The sequence below is a fragment of the Anabaena sp. UHCC 0399 genome, assembly GCF_034931465.1.
In the GTDB taxonomy this organism is placed as follows: domain Bacteria; phylum Cyanobacteriota; class Cyanobacteriia; order Cyanobacteriales; family Nostocaceae; genus Trichormus; species Trichormus minutissimus.
Genome location: NZ_JAYGGZ010000020.1, coordinates 73299 through 91730, shown reverse-complemented (window position 1 = coordinate 91730; position 18432 = coordinate 73299). Strand labels below are relative to the sequence as shown.

The 18432-nt window shown below is 41.2% G+C and carries 16 protein-coding genes; 6 read left to right on the top strand and 10 right to left on the bottom strand.

All coding sequences use genetic code 11. The features are described 5' to 3' along the window. Positions 1–524 precede the first annotated feature (524 nt). From VB693_RS13095 to VB693_RS13085, 3 genes are all read right to left on the bottom strand, one after another. Positions 525–782, bottom strand: a complete 258-nt coding sequence (locus tag VB693_RS13095; RefSeq protein WP_323266650.1) for a hypothetical protein — start codon at positions 780–782, stop codon at positions 525–527. 272 nt (positions 783–1054) lie between these two features. After that, entirely contained in the window at positions 1055–2539 is a 1485-nt protein-coding gene (locus VB693_RS13090; protein WP_323266649.1) for a pitrilysin family protein, read from the bottom strand. 93 nt (positions 2540–2632) lie between these two features. Next, positions 2633–4285 (bottom strand): pitrilysin family protein, encoded by a 1653-nt coding sequence (locus VB693_RS13085; protein WP_323266648.1) that lies wholly within the window; start codon positions 4283–4285, stop codon positions 2633–2635. Between the two features lie 151 nt (positions 4286–4436). On the opposite strand from VB693_RS13085, the gene VB693_RS13080 reads away from it, so the two are divergent. The 3 genes from VB693_RS13080 (at position 4437) to VB693_RS13070 (ending at position 9206) form a co-directional block, all read left to right on the top strand. Then, positions 4437–5051, top strand: coding sequence for a TetR/AcrR family transcriptional regulator (locus VB693_RS13080; RefSeq protein ID WP_190701678.1), 615 nt, complete (start codon positions 4437–4439; stop codon positions 5049–5051). 101 nt (positions 5052–5152) lie between these two features. Then, the gene (locus tag VB693_RS13075; protein WP_323266647.1) at positions 5153–5539 is read left to right on the top strand and encodes a pentapeptide repeat-containing protein; all 387 of its coding nucleotides are present in this window, start codon (positions 5153–5155) and stop codon (positions 5537–5539) included. Between the two features lie 337 nt (positions 5540–5876). Then, positions 5877–9206: a filamentous hemagglutinin N-terminal domain-containing protein gene (locus VB693_RS13070; RefSeq protein ID WP_323266646.1), complete on the top strand. Its 3330-nt coding sequence runs from the start codon at positions 5877–5879 to the stop codon at positions 9204–9206. Between the two features lie 75 nt (positions 9207–9281). Here VB693_RS13070 and VB693_RS13065 read toward each other — a convergent pair whose 3' ends face one another. The 3 genes from VB693_RS13065 to VB693_RS13055 form a co-directional block, all read right to left on the bottom strand. Continuing rightward, a complete protein-coding gene (locus tag VB693_RS13065) occupies positions 9282–10025 on the bottom strand; it encodes a Uma2 family endonuclease (protein WP_323266645.1) in 744 nt (247 codons plus the stop codon). 143 nt (positions 10026–10168) lie between these two features. Next, entirely contained in the window at positions 10169–10471 is a 303-nt protein-coding gene (gene ureA, locus VB693_RS13060) for an urease subunit gamma (protein ID WP_323266644.1), read from the bottom strand. A gap of 103 nt (positions 10472–10574) precedes the next feature. Beyond that, a complete protein-coding gene (locus tag VB693_RS13055; RefSeq protein WP_323266643.1) occupies positions 10575–11459 on the bottom strand; it encodes an urease accessory protein UreD in 885 nt (294 codons plus the stop codon). Positions 11460–11494: 35 nt separating this feature from the next. Here VB693_RS13055 and VB693_RS13050 point away from each other — a divergent pair, with 35 nt between their 5' ends. After that, positions 11495–12049 carry a Uma2 family endonuclease gene (locus tag VB693_RS13050; RefSeq protein WP_323266642.1) on the top strand — a complete coding sequence of 185 codons (555 nt, stop codon included), beginning with the start codon at positions 11495–11497 and terminating at the stop codon, positions 12047–12049. 93 nt (positions 12050–12142) lie between these two features. Here the strand turns inward: VB693_RS13050 and pstB are convergent, their stop codons facing one another. From pstB to pstS, 4 genes are all read right to left on the bottom strand, one after another. Then, on the bottom strand, positions 12143–12949 hold the full coding sequence (pstB, locus tag VB693_RS13045; RefSeq protein ID WP_323266641.1) for a phosphate ABC transporter ATP-binding protein PstB: 807 nt from the start codon (positions 12947–12949) through the stop codon (positions 12143–12145). 65 nt (positions 12950–13014) lie between these two features. Continuing rightward, a complete protein-coding gene (gene pstA, locus VB693_RS13040; protein ID WP_323266640.1) occupies positions 13015–13896 on the bottom strand; it encodes a phosphate ABC transporter permease PstA in 882 nt (293 codons plus the stop codon). Between the two features lie 19 nt (positions 13897–13915). Beyond that, the gene (pstC, locus tag VB693_RS13035; protein ID WP_323266639.1) at positions 13916–14866 is read right to left on the bottom strand and encodes a phosphate ABC transporter permease subunit PstC; all 951 of its coding nucleotides are present in this window, start codon (positions 14864–14866) and stop codon (positions 13916–13918) included. Positions 14867–14992: 126 nt separating this feature from the next. Then, a complete protein-coding gene (gene pstS / locus VB693_RS13030) occupies positions 14993–16174 on the bottom strand; it encodes a phosphate ABC transporter substrate-binding protein PstS (protein ID WP_323266638.1) in 1182 nt (393 codons plus the stop codon). 868 nt (positions 16175–17042) lie between these two features. Between pstS and VB693_RS13025 the strand changes: the two genes are divergently transcribed. Together VB693_RS13025 and lspA are read left to right on the top strand one after the other, a co-directional pair. Further along, positions 17043–17630: a biotin transporter BioY gene (locus VB693_RS13025; RefSeq protein ID WP_323266637.1), complete on the top strand. Its 588-nt coding sequence runs from the start codon at positions 17043–17045 to the stop codon at positions 17628–17630. 83 nt (positions 17631–17713) lie between these two features. Next, on the top strand, positions 17714–18238 hold the full coding sequence (lspA, locus tag VB693_RS13020) for a signal peptidase II (protein WP_323266636.1): 525 nt from the start codon (positions 17714–17716) through the stop codon (positions 18236–18238). Positions 18239–18432: the final 194 nt, after the last annotated feature.

The following is an 18432-nucleotide window of genomic DNA, read 5'->3' as shown; positions in this document are numbered from 1 at the left end:
GCCATGATAGACTCCTAAAAATTTTTGTTTTTAGTAGATTTTGCAGACGTTCAAGCTTTACATCGCTTGTCCGTTGATTCAATTTTTATTTACTTCCTTTATGAAAATCAAGCTTTTAAACTTGATTTGCTAGACATAAATTAGTTATATATGTCTTTTTTTGATTCTGTTATCTAATTAATCCCATATTGATATGTAGTCGGATAAACCTTACATTAGTAACACAGAACTTTTAATCTAGATGAGGTATATTAACCTAGTCTCTTTCTCCTATAAAGGTGTACTTCAAACAACCGATAAATAGATGTATCAAGCATCTTTGATTAGCAATATTCATAAGAATTTAGAACCCTTGTATTTTTTAATAACCCAGGGGTTTCAGCTTTTAGTAAGGATTGAGGAAGGCCTATAATCACCTTAAAATATTTGGGATATTTCTTTCCATGAAAAATCGTGTGTCTCATCCTAATTGAGATAAAACACACGATAATCATGAGTATTAAGTTGTGATTAGCAAACAATTACTATGGGATACCAAGCTGTCCTCGCAAATCTTTAATTTGTAAGTCTAGATTATCCATCCACTGGCCAAGAATTGCATTTGTATCAGGTATTGATTCTGTGGTTGGCTCTTCTGGAGTGGGAGTATTTGAAGTTCTTCTTCTTCCTCCATATCTTCTTTCCAAACCAGCATATATAGTCTTCATTTCCCAAGCAGTGAGTTCATTAATGAATTTGCCTTCATCATTGGGAGAAAGGTCAGAAATTGTGATTTTTACCATTGGCTTGTCTCCTGAAATACGGTCATATCGATTGTTACAGTACCAGGACGTAACTAATTTAAAAAATTAGAATCGCCCCCTTATATTTTGATTTTCTATTCAAGAAAGTCAATCTTTTTTCGTGAGGATTTCAGACACAATTCCAGAATTTTTGTCTATAAAAGCATATTTTTTATAATAGTGAAATTTATTTGTCTTGAGCAAGATAAGAACCCCGATTTCTCGAAGAAATCGGGGTTCTTATTGACTTAGTAGTCGTGCTTAGAAGAATATTAATTCTGAGTCTGTGGTTGTGAAACAGGAATGGTCACATCTATGGGTGTTACCTGTGCCGCTAGTTGTTTTAATGGCGGTTGAATAGCGGTTTGATTACCCACTACTAGAGTTACTAAATTTTCTGGCTTGAGGTATTGTTTCGCTACCAGTTGCACATCTGTGGCTGTGGTTGCAGATACAGCTTTTTGATAGCGGAACAGAAAATCAGCCGGATAGCCGTAATATTCGTAGCGCATTAACCGGGATAGGGTTTGAGCAGGGTCTTGGAAGTTGAATACAAAAGAATTTAAGGTAGACTCTTTAGCACGACCTAGTTCTTCTGCTGTCACTGGTTGAGCTTGTATACGCTTAATTTCCCCTTGCAAAGCTTTAATAAACTGTACAGTAGCATCAGAGCGAGTTTGCCCCCCAGCAATGAACATTCCAGGGTAGTCAAAGCGGGGACTCCATAAGCCGTATACAGAGTATGCTAGACCTTGACGCGATCGCACTTCATTAAATAGCCTACCGCCAAAACCATTTAACACCCCATTCATGACATCCAAGGGTGCATAGTCAGGACTATCAAAGCTACCGCCCAAATGCCCAACTAAAACATTGCTTTGCGTCAACTGCGGCTGATTGACAAAAAATACTCCGCCTGTGTTAGCTGCTGATACCTCTGGTAAGGGCAGTTTACTTATTTTGGGGTTACGTTGCCAATCACCCAGTTTAGCTTGAATGAGCGATCGCATTTTTTGGCTGTCAAAATCCCCCACAATTCCCAAAATCATATTATTGGGGTGGAAATAATCCCGATGAAACTGCACCAAATCCTCACGGGTAATCCGATCTATAGTTGCATACTCTGTAATTCGGGCATAGGGGCTTTCTTTCCCATAGATTAATTTGCGAAATTCCCGGCTGGCGATATCGCTAGGATTATCATTACGCCTAGCAATACCACCCTTAGCTTGTGTCTTGGCTAAATCTAGCTTTTCTTGAGCAAATACTGGCTCTCTTAGCACCTCAGCAAATAGCCCAAATACCGTTTCTACATCGTCACTGAGTGTTTCAAAACTGGCACTACCAGCAGCTTCACTAATACTAGTTTCTACCGCCGCCGCCCGTTGTTCCAACATTTCATTTAACTCATCTGGGGAATGCTTTTTAGTTCCGCCAGTCCGCATTACATTACCCGTAAAACCAGCCAGTCCGACTTTATCTCCTCCTTCCCAACGGCTACCAGTCCGTACCAACGCCGTACCACTTACTAAGGGTAGTTCCCTATCCTCCATAAGATATACAACTAAGCCATTTCGCAGCACAAACCGCTCATACTTGGGTAACTTAATTTCTGGTATTGGTGCAAACTCTAACTCTGTGTAGTGCTTGGCTGCTGCTGTCGCCACTGGAGAAAAGTTAAAAGTCACCAGTAAAAAAGCACAAGCAACTAACAACGCATAAATCAGTCGCTTACCATTTTGAATTTTCCTGGACATCCGCTTTTAAACCCTCACCTTATACTTTTAAATTTTGTAGCTTGGTTTGCTACACAGGCGTAAACCGCCTACCCATAGGGTATTTTGAATTGTCTAAGCTGGCTTTGATAACAGCTTGCCAATTGTGCGATTTTCTGGCGTAAATGTGTCCTTAGCTACTCGCTGAATATCAGCAGGAGTCACCGCCACAATGTCCTCTAACTGCTTAAATAGATTCCGCCAAGAGCCGGTCTTGATCTCATATTCCAAAAGTTGCTGTGCCATGCCCATGTTCGAGTTGAGGCTGCGGAGCAAACCCGCCCGTGCTTGAGTTTTCACCCGTTCCAATTCTGCAACGGCTACAGGTTGGGTTTGCAATTTGTCAATTTCTTGGCGTAAAGCCGTCGCCACTTCATCAACGTTGTGACCAGGAGCTGTGAGAGCATAGAATAGCATCAGGTTGGGGTACTTATCACCAGGAAAGCCGCTAAAACCTTGAGCATTTAAGGCTACGCGTTTTTGTTCTACCAATGACTTATACAACCGTGATGTCCGTCCATTACTTAATAAGCTAGCAATGAGTTCATAAACTGCATTATCTGGATGGGTAGTAGCCGGACGGTGATAGCCTTCTAAATACCAAGGTTGGGAAGGTAACTCTAGAGTAACTTCCCGTGTTTGGGTTTGCTTTGGCTCTACGGGAATGGTTGATTGTGCTTTGGGTTTAGACTTATAGCGTCCAAAATAAGTCTGTGCTAGTTTTTTGACCTCGGCTGGGTTCACATCTCCCACAACAGCAATTGTGATATTGCTAGGGACATAATAAGTGTCAAAAAAACTCTGGACATCTTTTGGTGTGAGGTTACGAATATCTTCGTCATAACCAATCACTGGCCGTCTGTAAGGATGGACGTTGAAAGCTTTATCAATAAACTTTTCCACCATCATGCCGATAGGTGAATTGTCCACCCGCATCCGCCGCTCTTCTAAAATTACATCTTTTTCTTTATAAAACTCCCGCCGAATCACAGGCTCAAGAAATCGATCTGATTCCAGTGACATCCACAGTTCTAACTTATTAGATGGAAAGCTGTAAAAATAGCGAGTCGCTTCGGCTGAAGTAGTAGCATTTAAACCTACACCGCCTGCTTGCTCGACGATTTGCCCTAATTCATTTTGCTTGACTAACTTAGCTGCTTGTGATTCTAATTGCTTAAAATTCCCCTGTAATCTAGCAACTTCATCTTGTTTACCATTAGTTTTGGCGGCTCTAATTTGATTATCCAACTGCTCTAAACGCTCTAATAGAGGTTTTTCGGCTTGGTAATCTTGTGTTCCAATGCGGGTAGTCCCTTTAAATGCCAAATGCTCTAGAAAGTGGGCTACACCAGTTTTGCCATCTGGCTCATCCACACCTCCTACATCTGCGTAGGTGAGAAAGGAAACCACTGGTGCTTGATGGCGTTCTAAAACAATGAACTTCATCCCGTTACTCAAGCGGAACTCCGTCAGCTGCTTGATTACCCGATCTAAATAGGGTTGAATCGAACTTTTAGCCGTTGGGGTTTTACTCAGTTGTAGTGATGTTTCGGGAGGAGTGACAGTTTGGGTTTGTGCTAAAGCTGCCTGTGGTACTAGCCCCCACCAAGCAACTATCAGTACCAGTAACGTTGTTAAAAGTCGGCGGGTTAAATCCCTGCTCCAAAAAGCGGGAATGTATGATTGACCCTTCGTAGCTGGGACGTGTGAGCAACTGAAATGATTCATAAGCGAGGAGTAAAATAAATTTTCACTACTTAGGTGATAGGTAAATTAGCAATAGGAGCGTTAATCTTGTATTAAGCTTTCTGTGCTTTTTGTACCTGACGTTAGACAATAATGCTACAAACCATGTTCCGGAGATTTTACATTAACTATTATGCGAGTTTTTAATTCTCCCCCACCCTCAGAAGCACAGACACGCTCCCGAATTTTACAGGCAGCACTCAAATTATTTGCTGCTCAGGGATTTGATGGTACTACTACGCGTGACTTAGCACAAGCAGCAGGTGTGGCTGAAGGAACGTTATTTCGGCATTTTTCTCATAAAAAAGCTATTTTGGTGGAAGTTGCAACGGCTGGCTGGGTAGAGATTCTCACGGATTTACTTACAGAATTAAGTGAAATGGGCAGCTATAAAGCTGTAGCACAGGTGATGCGCCGCCGGATGTGGAATTTACAAAAAAATGCAGATTTGATGCGCGTTTGCTTTATGGAAGTGCAGTTTCATCCAGATTTACGCGATCGCATTCAAATAGAAGTGATCAATAAAATGACTGATGTTGCTGAAGCCTTCTTCCAAACCGCAATGGATAAAGGCGTTTATCGCCAAATGGATGCCAATCTAGTGGCGAAAGTCTTCTTAGGAATGTTTGCGGTTGCAGGTTTTTCCAACAACACCCTGATGCAACCGGATGCTTCCCCCCAACAAATGCAACAAATGGCAGAAGGTTTGGCGGATATCTTCCTGAATGGCGTATTGGTAAAGGATTAAGTTGCACCGAAAAAACAATCCTATAGACCATGAAATAATATTGCGTTTTCTAGCTCAACATAAACCATACACTGATAAAAAATTTGATGTGAGGCTGTTTTATGTCTGAAATTAATTACCAACAGCCAATTAGTACGGTAGCCACTCTGATGGAGATGTACATCACGGGTGAGCGAGATTTTAGCCGGGCTGAACTAGGTAATGCCAATTTACAAGGCGTTGACTTGAAAGGATCAGACCTGAGTTACGCTGATTTGAATGCAGCGAATCTCAAAGGCGCGAATCTTAGAGGTACTGATTTAAGCTTTGCTGATTTAAGTCAAGCTGATTTACAAGATGCGGATCTCAGAGGTGCAATGTTGATGTCGGCCAATCTCCGCCAAGCCAACCTCCAAGGGGCAATTTTACAAAAGGCCGATTGCGATCGCACCACTAATTTTCCCCCAAATTTTGACCCCGTAAAAGCTGGCTTACAAATCAAAGATTAATTCATCTGTCAGGGTTGGCAATAGGTAATTGGTCTTTTCTCTTACCCATTACCTATTACCAAATACAGCCATTATCTAGCAAATAATCACGTGTTATTACATCTCTTAATCTAAACCCAATCTAAAGTAATATTTGATACACAAAGCCACTTTTAATACCCTTAAATTAGCAATAGTGGCTGTTAGTAGTTCCTTTGCAGAGGGAAAACGTGTAATTATTACTAAGTAGCTGACATATTAAACTAATAGAGTTAACTAGGTGTTGATTCACCACTTACTAAAACAAGCAAAACAGTGTCATCATTGCCTCACAGTAGTAATTACTGTATGCTTAGGCATGAGTGTAATTCTGGACACAAGCGATCGCGCTCAGGCAGAAATTATTGAAGACAAAACGTTACCAAATAATTCCACGGTTACGTTCTCTCGTAATACTTTTTTGATTGAAGGTGGAACTGAAGTAGGTAAAAATCTCTTCCACAGCTTTTCCCATTTTTCTCTACCTACAAATAACACAGCTTATTTTGATCATCAGCCGCACATTCAAAATATCTTCAGCCGTGTCACAGGTGGAGAAATATCGAATATTAATGGCATCATCCAAGCCAATAATAGAGCCAATTTATTTATTATCAACCCCAACGGCATCATTTTTGGAGCTAATGCGCAGTTAAAGATTGGTGGTTCTTTTTTTGCAACTACCGCCAACAGTATCAATTTTGCCGATGGTGAAAGGTTTAGTGCTAATCCAGAAGAAAGTACACCTTTACTCACTGTTAAGACTCCGATTGGCTTGCAAATTGGTGCAAATATAGGAAAATTTTCAGATCAACAAGAAATTTTAAATACCCCTATTAGCTTGGGGTTTGGAGTCAATCCCGGCAGTATTTATGTGCAAGGAGAATCTGGCTTGAATCCTACTTTACTGCAAGTAGAAGCCAGTCAAACTTTAGCTTTGCTTGGTGGCGATGTTTTTGTCGAAAATGCAAATATTAGTCCCCTAAAATCTGGCGGCAGAGTAGAAATCGGCAGTGTGGCGACAGCCGGTTTGGTGGGTGTAAAATCTACAGAATTAGGCTTTATCTTAGACTTTGATGCTACCCCAAATTTTGGCAATATTCAAATATCTTCAAATACTAATATTGAAAACTTGATAGACATCAATATTACAGGTAGAAATATTACCATTAATAATGGATTTTTAAGCGCAGATAATGACCTCACCTTCAATGCTACAGAGACTATTGAAGTATTAAATAACAGTTCTATTTTTTCTGCTGGCTTAGGCAGATTTCCCGGCAATCTCACCATCAATACGCAAAATTTATTAGTTAGAGATGGTGCTTATATAGGAGTAGATAAAGGCAATCTGATCATCAACGCATCAGATACGATGCAAGTGACAAGTAACCTAGATTCTACCTCCCAGCGTACTAGCCGGATATTTGCTAATGCTTCAGAAGACATAACAAATTCGGCCGGCAACCTGACAATTAATACTCGAAATCTATCTGTGCAGAATGGGGCGCAAATCCTGACTAATTCTTCTGGTAGTGCTGTTCCTACTTTAATGAATATTTTGAACAATGTAGAAACAGTCAAAAGAGGTAATTTAACTGTCAATGCTTCCGAATCTGTGACCTTATCAGGTAGTTCATTAAATGAGATCCATCCTAGCGGTTTATTTACTAGGACTTTTGAAGGAAAAGATAGCAGTTCACTAACAATTAACACGAAATTTTTGTTAATTGAAGACGGCGCACAGGTAATGGCAGTAAATTCTAGCTCCGAGAAAATTGGTAATTTGATTGTTAATGCCACAGATAAAATAGAGCTTGTTGGCACTTCTCGGACTGGTAAAATTCCTACTGATGCACAGAATAATTTCTTAATAGATGAGCCAATACTTGATACTTCACTAATATTTTTGTCATCTGTTCAAGGCTTGAGAATCCAAGATACTCTCCCTAGTGGTTTGTTTACTAACGCTACCGCAGGAGGAGATGCAGGGGATATTAATATCAATACCCGTGAATTGTTAACACGAGATGGTGGACAAATTAGTGCTAACACTTTTGATAAAGGACGGGGTGGCGATTTAACTGTTAAAGCTACTGAACAGGTGCAACTTTTGGGTGCTTCTGCTAGTGGAATTCCTAGCGGCTTATTTACAAGAGTCAATCCTAAAGCGACGGGAGAAGCCGGTACTTTGACAATTTTGACTGGTAATTTACTAGTACAAAATGGGGCGCAGGTTAGTGCAAGTACCTTTGGAATAGGTCAGGGGGGAAATTTAAATGTGCAGGCGACTGAAGGAATAAAACTCATTGGTGTATCGCGTCAAAATGTTGCCAGTGGTTTGTTTACTCAAGCTAATTTTGGTAGCAGAGGCGATGCAGGAGAACTAATAGTTAACACCTCTACTTTGCTAGTCCGGGATGGGGCGCAAGTCAGTGCTAGCACCTTTGCTTCAGGTAAGGGGGGAAATTTGACTGTCCTAGCAACTGAAGGGATAGAACTAATTGGCACTTCTGGGAATGGTGATTTATTCCCCAGTGGTTTATTTGCTGTTGCAGCCGCAGGTTCAATTGGGGATGCTGGCTACTTGAGAGTTGATACTCCTAGTTTGCAGGTGCGAAATGGGGCGCAAGTTGCTGCTAGCACTAGCGGTCAAGGACAAGCTGGGAATTTAACAATTAATGTGAAAGAGAAATTGCAATTAATTGGGGCTGCTGTGAATGGGGCATTTCCTAGTGGTTTATTTGCAACTGCAACTCTAAACTCTACAGGCGATGCGGGTAACTTGACAATTAACACCAATTTATTGCAAGTATCCCAGGGTGCAGGAATAGCAGTGCGGAATAGGGGACGAGGTAGTGCGGGTAACTTGTTTGTCAATGCTCGTTCTATTAATTTAGATAATCAAGCTTTTATCAGTGCTGATACTCGTGGTGTTAGTAACAACTCCAACCAGTCACAAGCTAATATTACCTTACGTTCTCACGATTTAATTTTGTTACGTGGTAACAGTAGCATCACTACCAACGCCATTGGTAGTAACGTGATTGGGGGCAATGTTGATATTGATACCAAGTTGTTAGCTGCCTTTGAGAATAGTGATATTAGTGCTAATTCGGCTGATTTTCGCGGTGGTCGTGTCACAGTTACGGCTCAAGGTATTGCTGGTACAGAATTTCGCAACTCTTTGACTCCAGAAAGTGATATTACGGCGACTGGTGCAACTCCAGAGTTAAGCGGAACGGTGGAAATCACCAGTCCAGAAGTAGACCCCAGTCGAGGCTTAACGGAACTACCATCAAATCTGACTGATGTGTCGAATCAAATCGCCCAAAAATGCCGCGCTAATGAGGCTATAGCCAAACAGCCAAATGAATTTTTGGTTACAGGTAAGGGCGGGATACCAATAAATCCCTATGGAACACTCCAAAGTGAATCCGCGATCGCTAATTGGATTGATGTGAATAATATCAGTAATGTCGCCAAAAATGGCACTAATTCCTCAAAAATTGCTAATTCCCCTGAGACTCCTATTGTTGAAGCCCAAGCTTTAGTATTTGATACTCATGGTAATTTAGTGTTGACCGCAGAAGTTCCCAACTCAACATCCCAAAATCTAGCTCTCACACACCCAGTTTGTGCTAGTTAAAATAGCGATCGCATTTCGCATCGGTGCAGAACCGTGCGGAGGGAGAGGTTGATCGAACTCTGGTATCTGAATTAGTTATATTTTCTCATCAAACGGAGGTAAATTATTTGGGTCAATACCTTGCGATCGCAAATAAGCCATTAGTCGTTCTTTTTGCTGCTGTTCCTGTTCAATCTTTTCCACAGCCCAAGGTAACAAACGGCCATCTTTATCCCACCAGCGTAACCAATAACCAGTATGAGCTTCTTTTGTTCCTTGCCATGTTCCTAAATATAAACCCATTGCATCCACCCAATGACGACCATTCTCATCGGGTAGCTTTAATTCATACCGGTCACGTTCGAGTTGGTGGTATTCCAATAATCCCCCATCTGGGTCAAAAATTATATAGATGGGAACTTGCAATATTTGTTCATAAAAAAACCATCTTCCTGGCGGATAAGTGCGTTTAACTGAATATTCTCCTCCATCATTATCAGAGAGAAATTCCATCACAATTAACGGAATTTCACCTTCTAAAATTGGGGTATAACTTTTGCGATTACTGATAATTTCATTTACCTGGGGAACATATACCCAGTCTGGTGCTTTAATAATAAATTGTCCGTTGACAGTTGCACACAGTCCAAAATTTGAAGCTATCAACATTTTTGGTTGGATGAAGCCACTGATTTCTAAGCTTTCACGCAAAGCACCAGCCAATATTGGCTGACCTGTATTCTCCACTGGTTCATCCTCTAGTTGAAAATCTTTGGGTAAGGCTTCCCAAGTTATTACCAGTTGAGCTTGGGGGTTGGTTGCGCTGAGTTGGGTCACCATAAACACAGCATAAATTTAAGTTTATTCTTTAATTTTATCAACAAAACCTCGACTTATTTGAGAATTTTCTCCGTCCGAACGACTGGAATTCGCGGCTATAGCAACTAAGTTTGGATAGTGCATTTTGATTAATTTTAGTGTAGTTAACGAATAGGATTATGCACTGTAACTAATTTTGTGCCATCAGGAAATGTTGCTTCTACCTGAACTTCATACACCATTTCTGGCACACCTTCCATCACATCATTTTTTGTTAATAAAGTTGTGCCATAACTCATCAATTCTGCTACAGTATTTCCATCTCGCGCACCTTCTAAAATCGCAGCCGAAATATAAGCCACGGCTTCAGGATAATTTAGTTTTAAGCCTCTGTTTTTACGTCTTTCTGCTACTAAGGCGGCAGTAAAAATTAATAGTTTATCTTTTTCTTGTGGCGTAAGTTGCATTGTTATAGCAAACAAAAAAAGTATACATTCTCCGAATAGAGTAACTTATTGCAACTGTTGATATCAAGACTTTAATTCTAGGCTGACTAATCAAAAATTATAATTACAATTGCCATACTCTTGGTATGCAGCTACTGCGATCGCCAGAATCAACTCGTAGCATTTGCCACACAGCCGTAAACCATCTTCTCACCTCAGACGTGGAAGCACCACGATATCGACACAAACATCCATTTTCTAGGCGGGTAACACCTATGAGAGAGTGCTGAGTTATATTAGCGGTAGCGCGGCGTTTAGCCGGTGCTGAGTCATGAGTAAATACGGAACGTGCTTTGTCAATGGTTTGTGTTGAAACTGTACTACCTAAGTAAATGAAGCTACCTGTTATTGGCTGTCCTGATAAGCCGTGGGGACTGTGGAAAACTTCTTCGCTACCCGGTAGGTATTGGCGATCAATCCATAAGGGAACGCCTTGCTGCCAAATTTCGGTATGCGATCGCCATTCGCCTTGCAAAAATTTCTCTCCTCTAGCACTGCGACCAAATCGAGTAATTTCCCAGCCTAAGAAACTAGCTCCGGTTGCTAATTCTACCCGTAAATCTTGGCGATAAATTGCCCCGTTAAATAAAATTGTTTCTTGCGGTAGCCATTCTAAACAAGCACCCGCATCTACTTGTATATCTATAGTTTGTTTAGCCTGTAACCCATTGCTGCGATATATCTTCCCGGCGGCGGCGGTGGTGATTAAGGCTTGGGTATTTGGTTGCAGGTGAATATTAGTAGATAAGCGATCGCCTCCCACGACTCCCCCAGCCGTATGTAAAATGACGCTATGACAGACTTTTTCCCCTTCTGGGTAAAAGGGACGTTGCACCTTTAGCGGTGCTTGCTGGTGGTTGTAAATTAACTCAGTTTTACCCAGGCGATCGCTATAAACTAAGTTAAGCTTGCCATGCCAGCCTTTTTCGGTATCTAAAATAGCCGCCATTAATATTGAAGTAAGAGAATTTGGCCAAGAGAAAAATGACTACACTAGTCAATTCCATCACCTTAGAAGCATTCTTGCAACTCCCAGAAACCAAACCCGCCTCTGAATATATCAACGGAAAAATTACTCAAAAACCTATGCCCCAAGGAGAACATAGCCTATTACAAGTAGAACTCTGCCAAGCAATTAATCAAATAGCCAAACCTCAAAAAACTGCCCTTGCGTTCCCCGAACTACGTTGTATTTTTGGTGGTGCGGCGATCGTTCCTGACATTGCCGTATTTCGCTGGGAACGCATTCCCCGTGAACCATCAGGCCGAATTACTAACCGATTTGAAACTTATCCCGACTGGGCAATAGAAATCCTATCCCCAGATCAAACCCAAGCCAAAGTTCTGCGTAAACTGCTGCACTGTTCCCAAAATGGCACAGAACTAGGATGGTTAATTTTTCCAGAGGACGCTAGTATTTTAACCATTTTCCCAAATCAACGGGTGGAAATGCTCACAGCTACAGATCCACTACCCGTTCTCAGCAATATCGACCTCTCCCTAACTGTTGAGGAAGTTTTTAGCTGGTTAACCCTCTAAACAAGTGTAGGGGGTAAATTCAATGACCAATGCCAAAAAAATATGGGATGCAAAGCAGCATCCCCCCATCTTTTGCAATATTATTGACGATACTTAACCAAATCTGCCACTAACGTAATCTCTGGTGTCTTCTTGTTTGGGGTTGTTGAAAATCACTTCTGTTGCATCATATTCTACTAAGTAGCCGACGCGACCTCCCTTATCTATAGAACTGACATTGAAAAATGCTGTCTTGTCGGAAACCCGTGCGGCTTGTTGCATATTGTGAGTCACAATCACAATGGTATATTGCTCTTTCAATTCATGTATTAGTTCTTCAACCCGCAAGGTAGAGATGGGGTCTAAAGCTGAACAAGGTTCATCCATGAGGATAATTTCTGGTTGTACTGCGATCGCTCGTGCAATACACAATCTTTGTTGTTGTCCACCAGATAAAGATGAGCCACTTTGACGCAGTTTATCTTTTACTTCGTCCCATAATGCCGCCTGACGCAAGCTTCTCTCTACTAACTCATCCATATTACCTTTGTAGCCATTGATTTTCGCGCCAAAAGCAATATTGTCATAAATCGATTTGGGGAATGGGTTAGGTCTTTGAAATACCATTCCAATCCGGCGGCGTACTTCTACAGGGTCGATATCGGGCGCATAGAGGTTTTTCTCGTAGTAAAATATTTTACCTTCTGCCCGAAATGATTCAATCAGGTCATTAAGACGGTTGTAGCATCGCAGTAAGGTACTTTTACCACAACCAGAAGGCCCAATAAAAGCTGTAACTTGATTTTTGGGGATGTCTAGCCAAATATTCTGCAAAGCCAGAAATTTGCCATAGTAGACATTCAGGTTTTCCGTTTTTAAAACGGTTTCTGTACTATTCACTGTACTAACGTTAGTAGCCATAAATGTTTTTGTGTACGTTTTAGGGAAAGCAAAGCAATATGTCCAAAGCTAGGGAAAAATCTTCTCTAAGCTTTCTGGCGAGTTGCCCAGCGAGCGAGAATACTTGTAAGCAACACCATCAACACTAAAATTAAAGATGCTGCCCAGGCTAAGGATTGCCAGTTTTTGAAGGGAGAAATCGCAAAGTTGTAAACCAAAACAGCCAAGGAAGCTGTAGGTTTGAAGAGGCTATCAGGCCAAAATGGCGAGAATAAGGCGGTAAATAATAAAGGCGCAGTTTCTCCAGATGCCCGTGCGATCGCCAATGTAGTTCCAGTCACAATGGCTGGTAAGGCAGCAGGTAATACAACTTGTGTTACTGTCTGAAAATTAGTAGCCCCTAACCCTACTGACGCTTGTCGTAAGTCTTGCGATACTAACTGTAAGGCTTCGTCGGCGGTTCTCACAATAATTGGCAGCATCAATATTGAGAGTGCAAATCCCCCACCAATTGCCGAATATGAGCCGAGATTGAGTTTTACTAAGCCTAAAACCACAATACCGTAGGCAAATACGCCAGCAATGATGGAAGGAACACCACTGAGAATGTTAGTAGCAAAACGTATCCATCTAGCGGTATTAGCGGAGCTAAATTCTGTTAAATAAATTGCCGCAATTACACCAACGGGAATACTAATTAATCCCCCAATACCTACCATTAATAGTGTTCCTAAGATTGCATTACCAAAACCTCCTCCACCCCTCAGAGGTGCTGGCGGTAGTTCAGTAAATACACTTATACTTAAGCTGCTAAAACCTTGAATTACGACATAAGAAAGTACTGCTAACAAAGGCAAAAGTGCCAATGCTCCACAAATAAATGCCACTACCGTCATTGCGGTATTAAACATTGTCCGGGGAGATGTGGAGGCGCGATTTAAGCTCCTTTCTGGAAAATGAGCGGTCATAATTTAACTTACCATTAAGCTATATTCGCTTGACTCGAATCACCACAAATTCAGCCAAAATGTTGACTAAAAATGTTAAAACAAACAAAACTAAAGCAGCATACATTAAGGCTGACACTTGCAAACCACTAGCTTCTGAAAACTGATTGGCTAGCAGCGATGAAATAGTGTTGGCTGGTGCTAAAAGTGAGATGTTGACATTATTAGAATTGCCAATCAACATGGTGACAGCCATTGTTTCTCCCATTGCGCGGCCTAGTGCCAACATGACGGCACTGACAATGCCAGAAAACGCAGAAGGGATGAGAATTTGCATAATCGTTTCCCAGCGTGTTGCGCCCAATCCCAAAGATGCTTGACGCAAACTAGGGGGTACAGAAATTAAGGCATCACGAGAGATGGCGGTGATAATTGGCAAAGTCATAATTGCGAGAATCACCCCTGCCGGTAACATTCCCGGCCCAGTAGGAGGGGTGCTAAAAATCGGCAGCCAACCTAAATTGCTGTAGAGCCATTTGCCCAAGTTAGTTAAAATCGGCACTAAGACGAAAATGCCCCAAACACCGTAGACCACGCTGGGAATAGCTGCCAGCAGTTCTACTAAAAATACTAGGACAGTTTTTACTTTACCTGGGAGAAAATCTTCACTTAATAAAACAGCAGTACCAACACCAATAGGTATTGCTAGCAATAAACCCAGAAAAGAACTTACTAAAGTACCATAAATTTGAGGCAACACCCCATAATTGTCATTTACTGGATTCCAAGTGCTATTAGCTAAAAAGCCAGCACCAAATTCTTTGATAGCTGGCCAAGCTGCAATCGTGACTTGCAGAGCAATCCATAATAAAGTACCAGCGATCGCTAGCGCAAAAATACGAGTCAGCCAAATAAAGCCCCGATCTAAAGACTGTTCTACTTCAGAGCGATTTTTAATTGCTGCCGGCAGATTCTGGGAGTTTGTAGTCATGACGACTGACTGTAAAGAACAAATCAGAAATGAATGTGAGAAGCAAGGAGATGAATGTACCAAAACCTGAAATAAGTTTATATACGTCAGGTTTTCTGCTTTTTAATGGCTCTGAAATGCTGATGACTATTTGCTAGCACTGGTGTTGCTACCAACGGCAATTTTATAATCTGGGCTGATTTGGTCAGCAGCAGCAGCCACTTTCTGAACTACATTTGCAGGTAAAGGAACATAACCTAATTCGGGAGCTACTTTTTGACCTTCTGTTAAGCCATACTCAATCATCGCCTCTATGGCTTTCGCTTTCGCGACATCAGGATATTTTTTATACACCATAATCCAAGAATAAGTGACTAGGGGGTATGATTCAGCACCTTCTGGATCTGTAATAAAAGCCCGTAAGTTTTCTGGAAGAGTTACTGCTTCTAGGGTTTTAGACGCGGATGCTTCTGTAGGGACTACGAATGTACCACTCTTGTTTTCTAAAGCTGCAAACTTGAGGTTATTTAGTTTTGCGTAGCCATACTCAACATAACCAATTGAACCTTGAGTTTGTTGAATTTGGGCGGTGACACCTTCATTACCTTTAGCACCTAGTCCCACTGGCCAGTTGACAGTTTTGCCATCACCTATTTTGCTTTTCCACTCTGGACTAACTGTGCTGAGGTGTTGAGTAAATACCCCTGTAGTCCCACTACCATCAGAACGATGCACAACTGTAATTGGCTGATCGGGAAGCTTGACATCTGGGTTAGCAGAGGCAATCTTAGGATCGTTCCAGTTCTTGATGTTACCTAGGAGAATATCTATATAAACAGCCCGTGGTAGCTTGATTTCAGGATTTCCAGGTAAGTTGTAAGCCAGAACAATACTACCAGCTGTCATAGGTAGTAAAAGCACTCCTTTATCTGCTGGCACTTTCTGGATTTCGTCATCCTTCATTGCCACATCGCTGGCCCCAAAGTCTACAGTACCTTTGATAAATTGCTCAACTCCAGCACCGCTACCTACTGACTGATAGTTGACTTGCAAATTGGGATACTTTTTATTTAAATCAGTAAACCAACTTTGATATATGGGTGCGGGAAAAGATGCACCAGCACCAGTTAATGAGACATTACCACCAAGATCCAATTTAGCAGGGCTAGAGGCTGCCGCATCTTTAGCAGTCCCAGAGGAAGCATCATTGGTTGCATTGTTGTCTGAGGCTTGCTGTCCACCACAAGCAGCTAAACTGGCTGTTAGTGCTAATACGGAGACAATAGCCGGAATACGGTTAATTTTTTTTGTCTGTAGACGTGAAAGCATAGCTGTCAGTTTTGGGTAAATTTCCACATGGGCGACTCTAAACTACCCTTTATAGGTGGGTTTCAAGGTTAAGCTTTGGTTAATAAAAACAAAAAAATATATTTTTTTTAGACTAAGTTGCTCAGATTTTGGACTGAAGAAGCAGATAAAATTTATACCAATTAAGGGATTGTGTCTGTTAACTGTTCCTGCTCAACATATATGATCTACATTCATAAAAGTCTATGAGTCAATTCTATTAAGAATTTGTGGTGAAAGAAGTATTTGTCAACTGAAAAAATAACTCTGCCAAGCAAAAGCTGATGAAGTTGCGATGACCCCCGGTCGAACAAAGACCATCTCTAGCTTCTCTCCGTTCCCTGCGTTAGCATTGCGTATCCGTAGGATTCACCCCAAAGGATACACGGAGTGTGTCGGAAACGGAGGCTGCGCCAAGAGCTACGCTGGGCGGAACGCGATCGCCAATTTTGCTTTCACCCCTATGTCAACTAAAAATATGTATTTATACTTAAATTCCACAAAATTTTTATCCTATGAGGAGTAGTAATGCAGAGAAATAGAGGATAGTTTAGGTGTAGCCCGATCTAGGCATCACTGCACAACAATTCTCAAAAACATAACATAGTTTAGTAAAGCTTGTAGCTATTGATAAACCAGCTAATCAGCACGGATAAAAACCAGAACTATGGTTAATTATTTTACCATGATATCGAAGCAAAGAGAATCAGAAAACATCTAGATCAAAATGCAGAAAGATATAGACTTCGACACACAATATGCTACCGATTGAGGGTGTTAGCACGAGTCTCAGTTACGTAATTAATGCCTATACTGGTTGCTGTTGGTTTTTCCTTTGTCCTAATTATCAATGTTTGCCGCTTCCAATCAATTACTATGGTCTATGATTGGCTTACTCTTGACAATAGGTGGTACTTTTTTAGAAGCCTATAGTATCACCTCACCTTGGAGTTGGAGTCAGCATGGAATTCAAACTGTTTCTTTAGGCGTCACCTATCAAATTGGTGCGGTGCTGTTAATAGGCTGCCTAGGAGGACAAAATGCTGGTGCGTTGTCACAAATTGCTTACTTAGTTATGGGTTTAACTCTGCATCCTGTATTTGATGGAGGTGGCGGCGTTGGCTACATTAAGCTATCTCAGTTTGGCTATCTACTAGGATTTATTCCTGCCGCATGGATTTGTGGCTTTGTGGCTTTTCAAGCTAGACCCAAGCTGGAAACGCTAACATTTAGCTGTATTTGTGGCTTGTTAACTATCCATATTTGCGGAATTATTTATTTAATCATTAGTTATGCTTTTCAGGGGCAAGGTATAGACAGTCCACTATTAACACAAGCCATTCTCAGATATTCTTGGTTTGTAATACCCAGCCAGCTAGGTGTAGTCTGTGCCGTTACCGTCATAGCATATGTGTTGCGACACTTAATGTTTTATTAGTCATCACGTTACTAGAGGTTAGAGTCTAGTATTTTGTTACTCTCTATTCCCCAATCCCGAATCCCAAGTCCCTACCTATTTTCATGCGTTTAAAAAATCACCTTTTCTTGATCGTTGCCTTTGTAGCAGTTATTTTAGACCAACTGACAAAATACTGGGTGGTAGAAGCATCTTCGTTTTGGCCGTTAGAAACTATCATCGACTCCAAAACAGGGATTCCATACGATAGAAATACGCTACCACTCCTACAAGGCATATTTCATTTCACCTACGTCAAAAACGATGGTGCAGCATTTAGTATATTTAGCGGACAGGTAGATTTTTTACGCTGGCTATCTTTGGGAGTGAGTTTAATCTTAATAGGGATAGCATTGTTTGGCCCTGTGTTAAATCGTTGGGATCAGCTGGGATATGGTTTTATCTTGGGTGGTGCTGTGGGTAATGGTATTGATAGGTTTGCTTTAGGCTATGTAGTTGATTTTCTCGATTTTCGATTGATTAACTTTGCTGTCTTTAATGTGGCAGATTCATTCATTAGCATAGGTATTGTTTGCTTATTGATGGCTTCTTTGCGGAAAACACCTACTTCTAGTCGTAGATTTCCTTAACTACGTTGTAGCAATTTGTTAAGAAAGAAAAGGACAAGGGATTTGACCCTTGTCCTTTTCTTTTTAAGTAACTATTAATTTAAATTAGATGCACTACTTACTAATTACCAGTGGAGGGAATTGTGGGTAAACCAGAATCTGGAAGTTTGTTTGGAGAGATGCTTTCTGGTGCTGGAGTTGTACTTTCAGGAGTG

What these genes read in the sequence shown, in the direction of transcription:
- pstB (WP_323266641.1), bottom strand. Translation starts at nt 12,949, where the DNA reads ATGGCTACTAACGTTAGTACAGTGAATAGTACAGAAACCGTTTTAAAA.
- VB693_RS13070 (WP_323266646.1), top strand. Translation starts at nt 5,877, where the DNA reads ATGAGTGTAATTCTGGACACAAGCGATCGCGCTCAGGCAGAAATTATT.
- lspA (WP_323266636.1), top strand. Translation starts at nt 17,714, where the DNA reads ATGCGTTTAAAAAATCACCTTTTCTTGATCGTTGCCTTTGTAGCAGTT.
- VB693_RS13080 (WP_190701678.1), top strand. Translation starts at nt 4,437, where the DNA reads ATGCGAGTTTTTAATTCTCCCCCACCCTCAGAAGCACAGACACGCTCC.
- pstS (WP_323266638.1), bottom strand. Translation starts at nt 16,174, where the DNA reads ATGCTTTCACGTCTACAGACAAAAAAAATTAACCGTATTCCGGCTATT.
- VB693_RS13095 (WP_323266650.1), bottom strand. Translation starts at nt 782, where the DNA reads ATGGTAAAAATCACAATTTCTGACCTTTCTCCCAATGATGAAGGCAAA.
- VB693_RS13025 (WP_323266637.1), top strand. Translation starts at nt 17,043, where the DNA reads ATGTTTGCCGCTTCCAATCAATTACTATGGTCTATGATTGGCTTACTC.
- VB693_RS13090 (WP_323266649.1), bottom strand. Translation starts at nt 2,539, where the DNA reads ATGTCCAGGAAAATTCAAAATGGTAAGCGACTGATTTATGCGTTGTTA.
- VB693_RS13075 (WP_323266647.1), top strand. Translation starts at nt 5,153, where the DNA reads ATGTCTGAAATTAATTACCAACAGCCAATTAGTACGGTAGCCACTCTG.
- pstA (WP_323266640.1), bottom strand. Translation starts at nt 13,896, where the DNA reads ATGACCGCTCATTTTCCAGAAAGGAGCTTAAATCGCGCCTCCACATCT.
- VB693_RS13055 (WP_323266643.1), bottom strand. Translation starts at nt 11,459, where the DNA reads ATGGCGGCTATTTTAGATACCGAAAAAGGCTGGCATGGCAAGCTTAAC.
- VB693_RS13085 (WP_323266648.1), bottom strand. Translation starts at nt 4,285, where the DNA reads ATGAATCATTTCAGTTGCTCACACGTCCCAGCTACGAAGGGTCAATCA.
- pstC (WP_323266639.1), bottom strand. Translation starts at nt 14,866, where the DNA reads ATGACTACAAACTCCCAGAATCTGCCGGCAGCAATTAAAAATCGCTCT.
- ureA (WP_323266644.1), bottom strand. Translation starts at nt 10,471, where the DNA reads ATGCAACTTACGCCACAAGAAAAAGATAAACTATTAATTTTTACTGCC.
- VB693_RS13050 (WP_323266642.1), top strand. Translation starts at nt 11,495, where the DNA reads ATGACTACACTAGTCAATTCCATCACCTTAGAAGCATTCTTGCAACTC.
- VB693_RS13065 (WP_323266645.1), bottom strand. Translation starts at nt 10,025, where the DNA reads ATGGTGACCCAACTCAGCGCAACCAACCCCCAAGCTCAACTGGTAATA.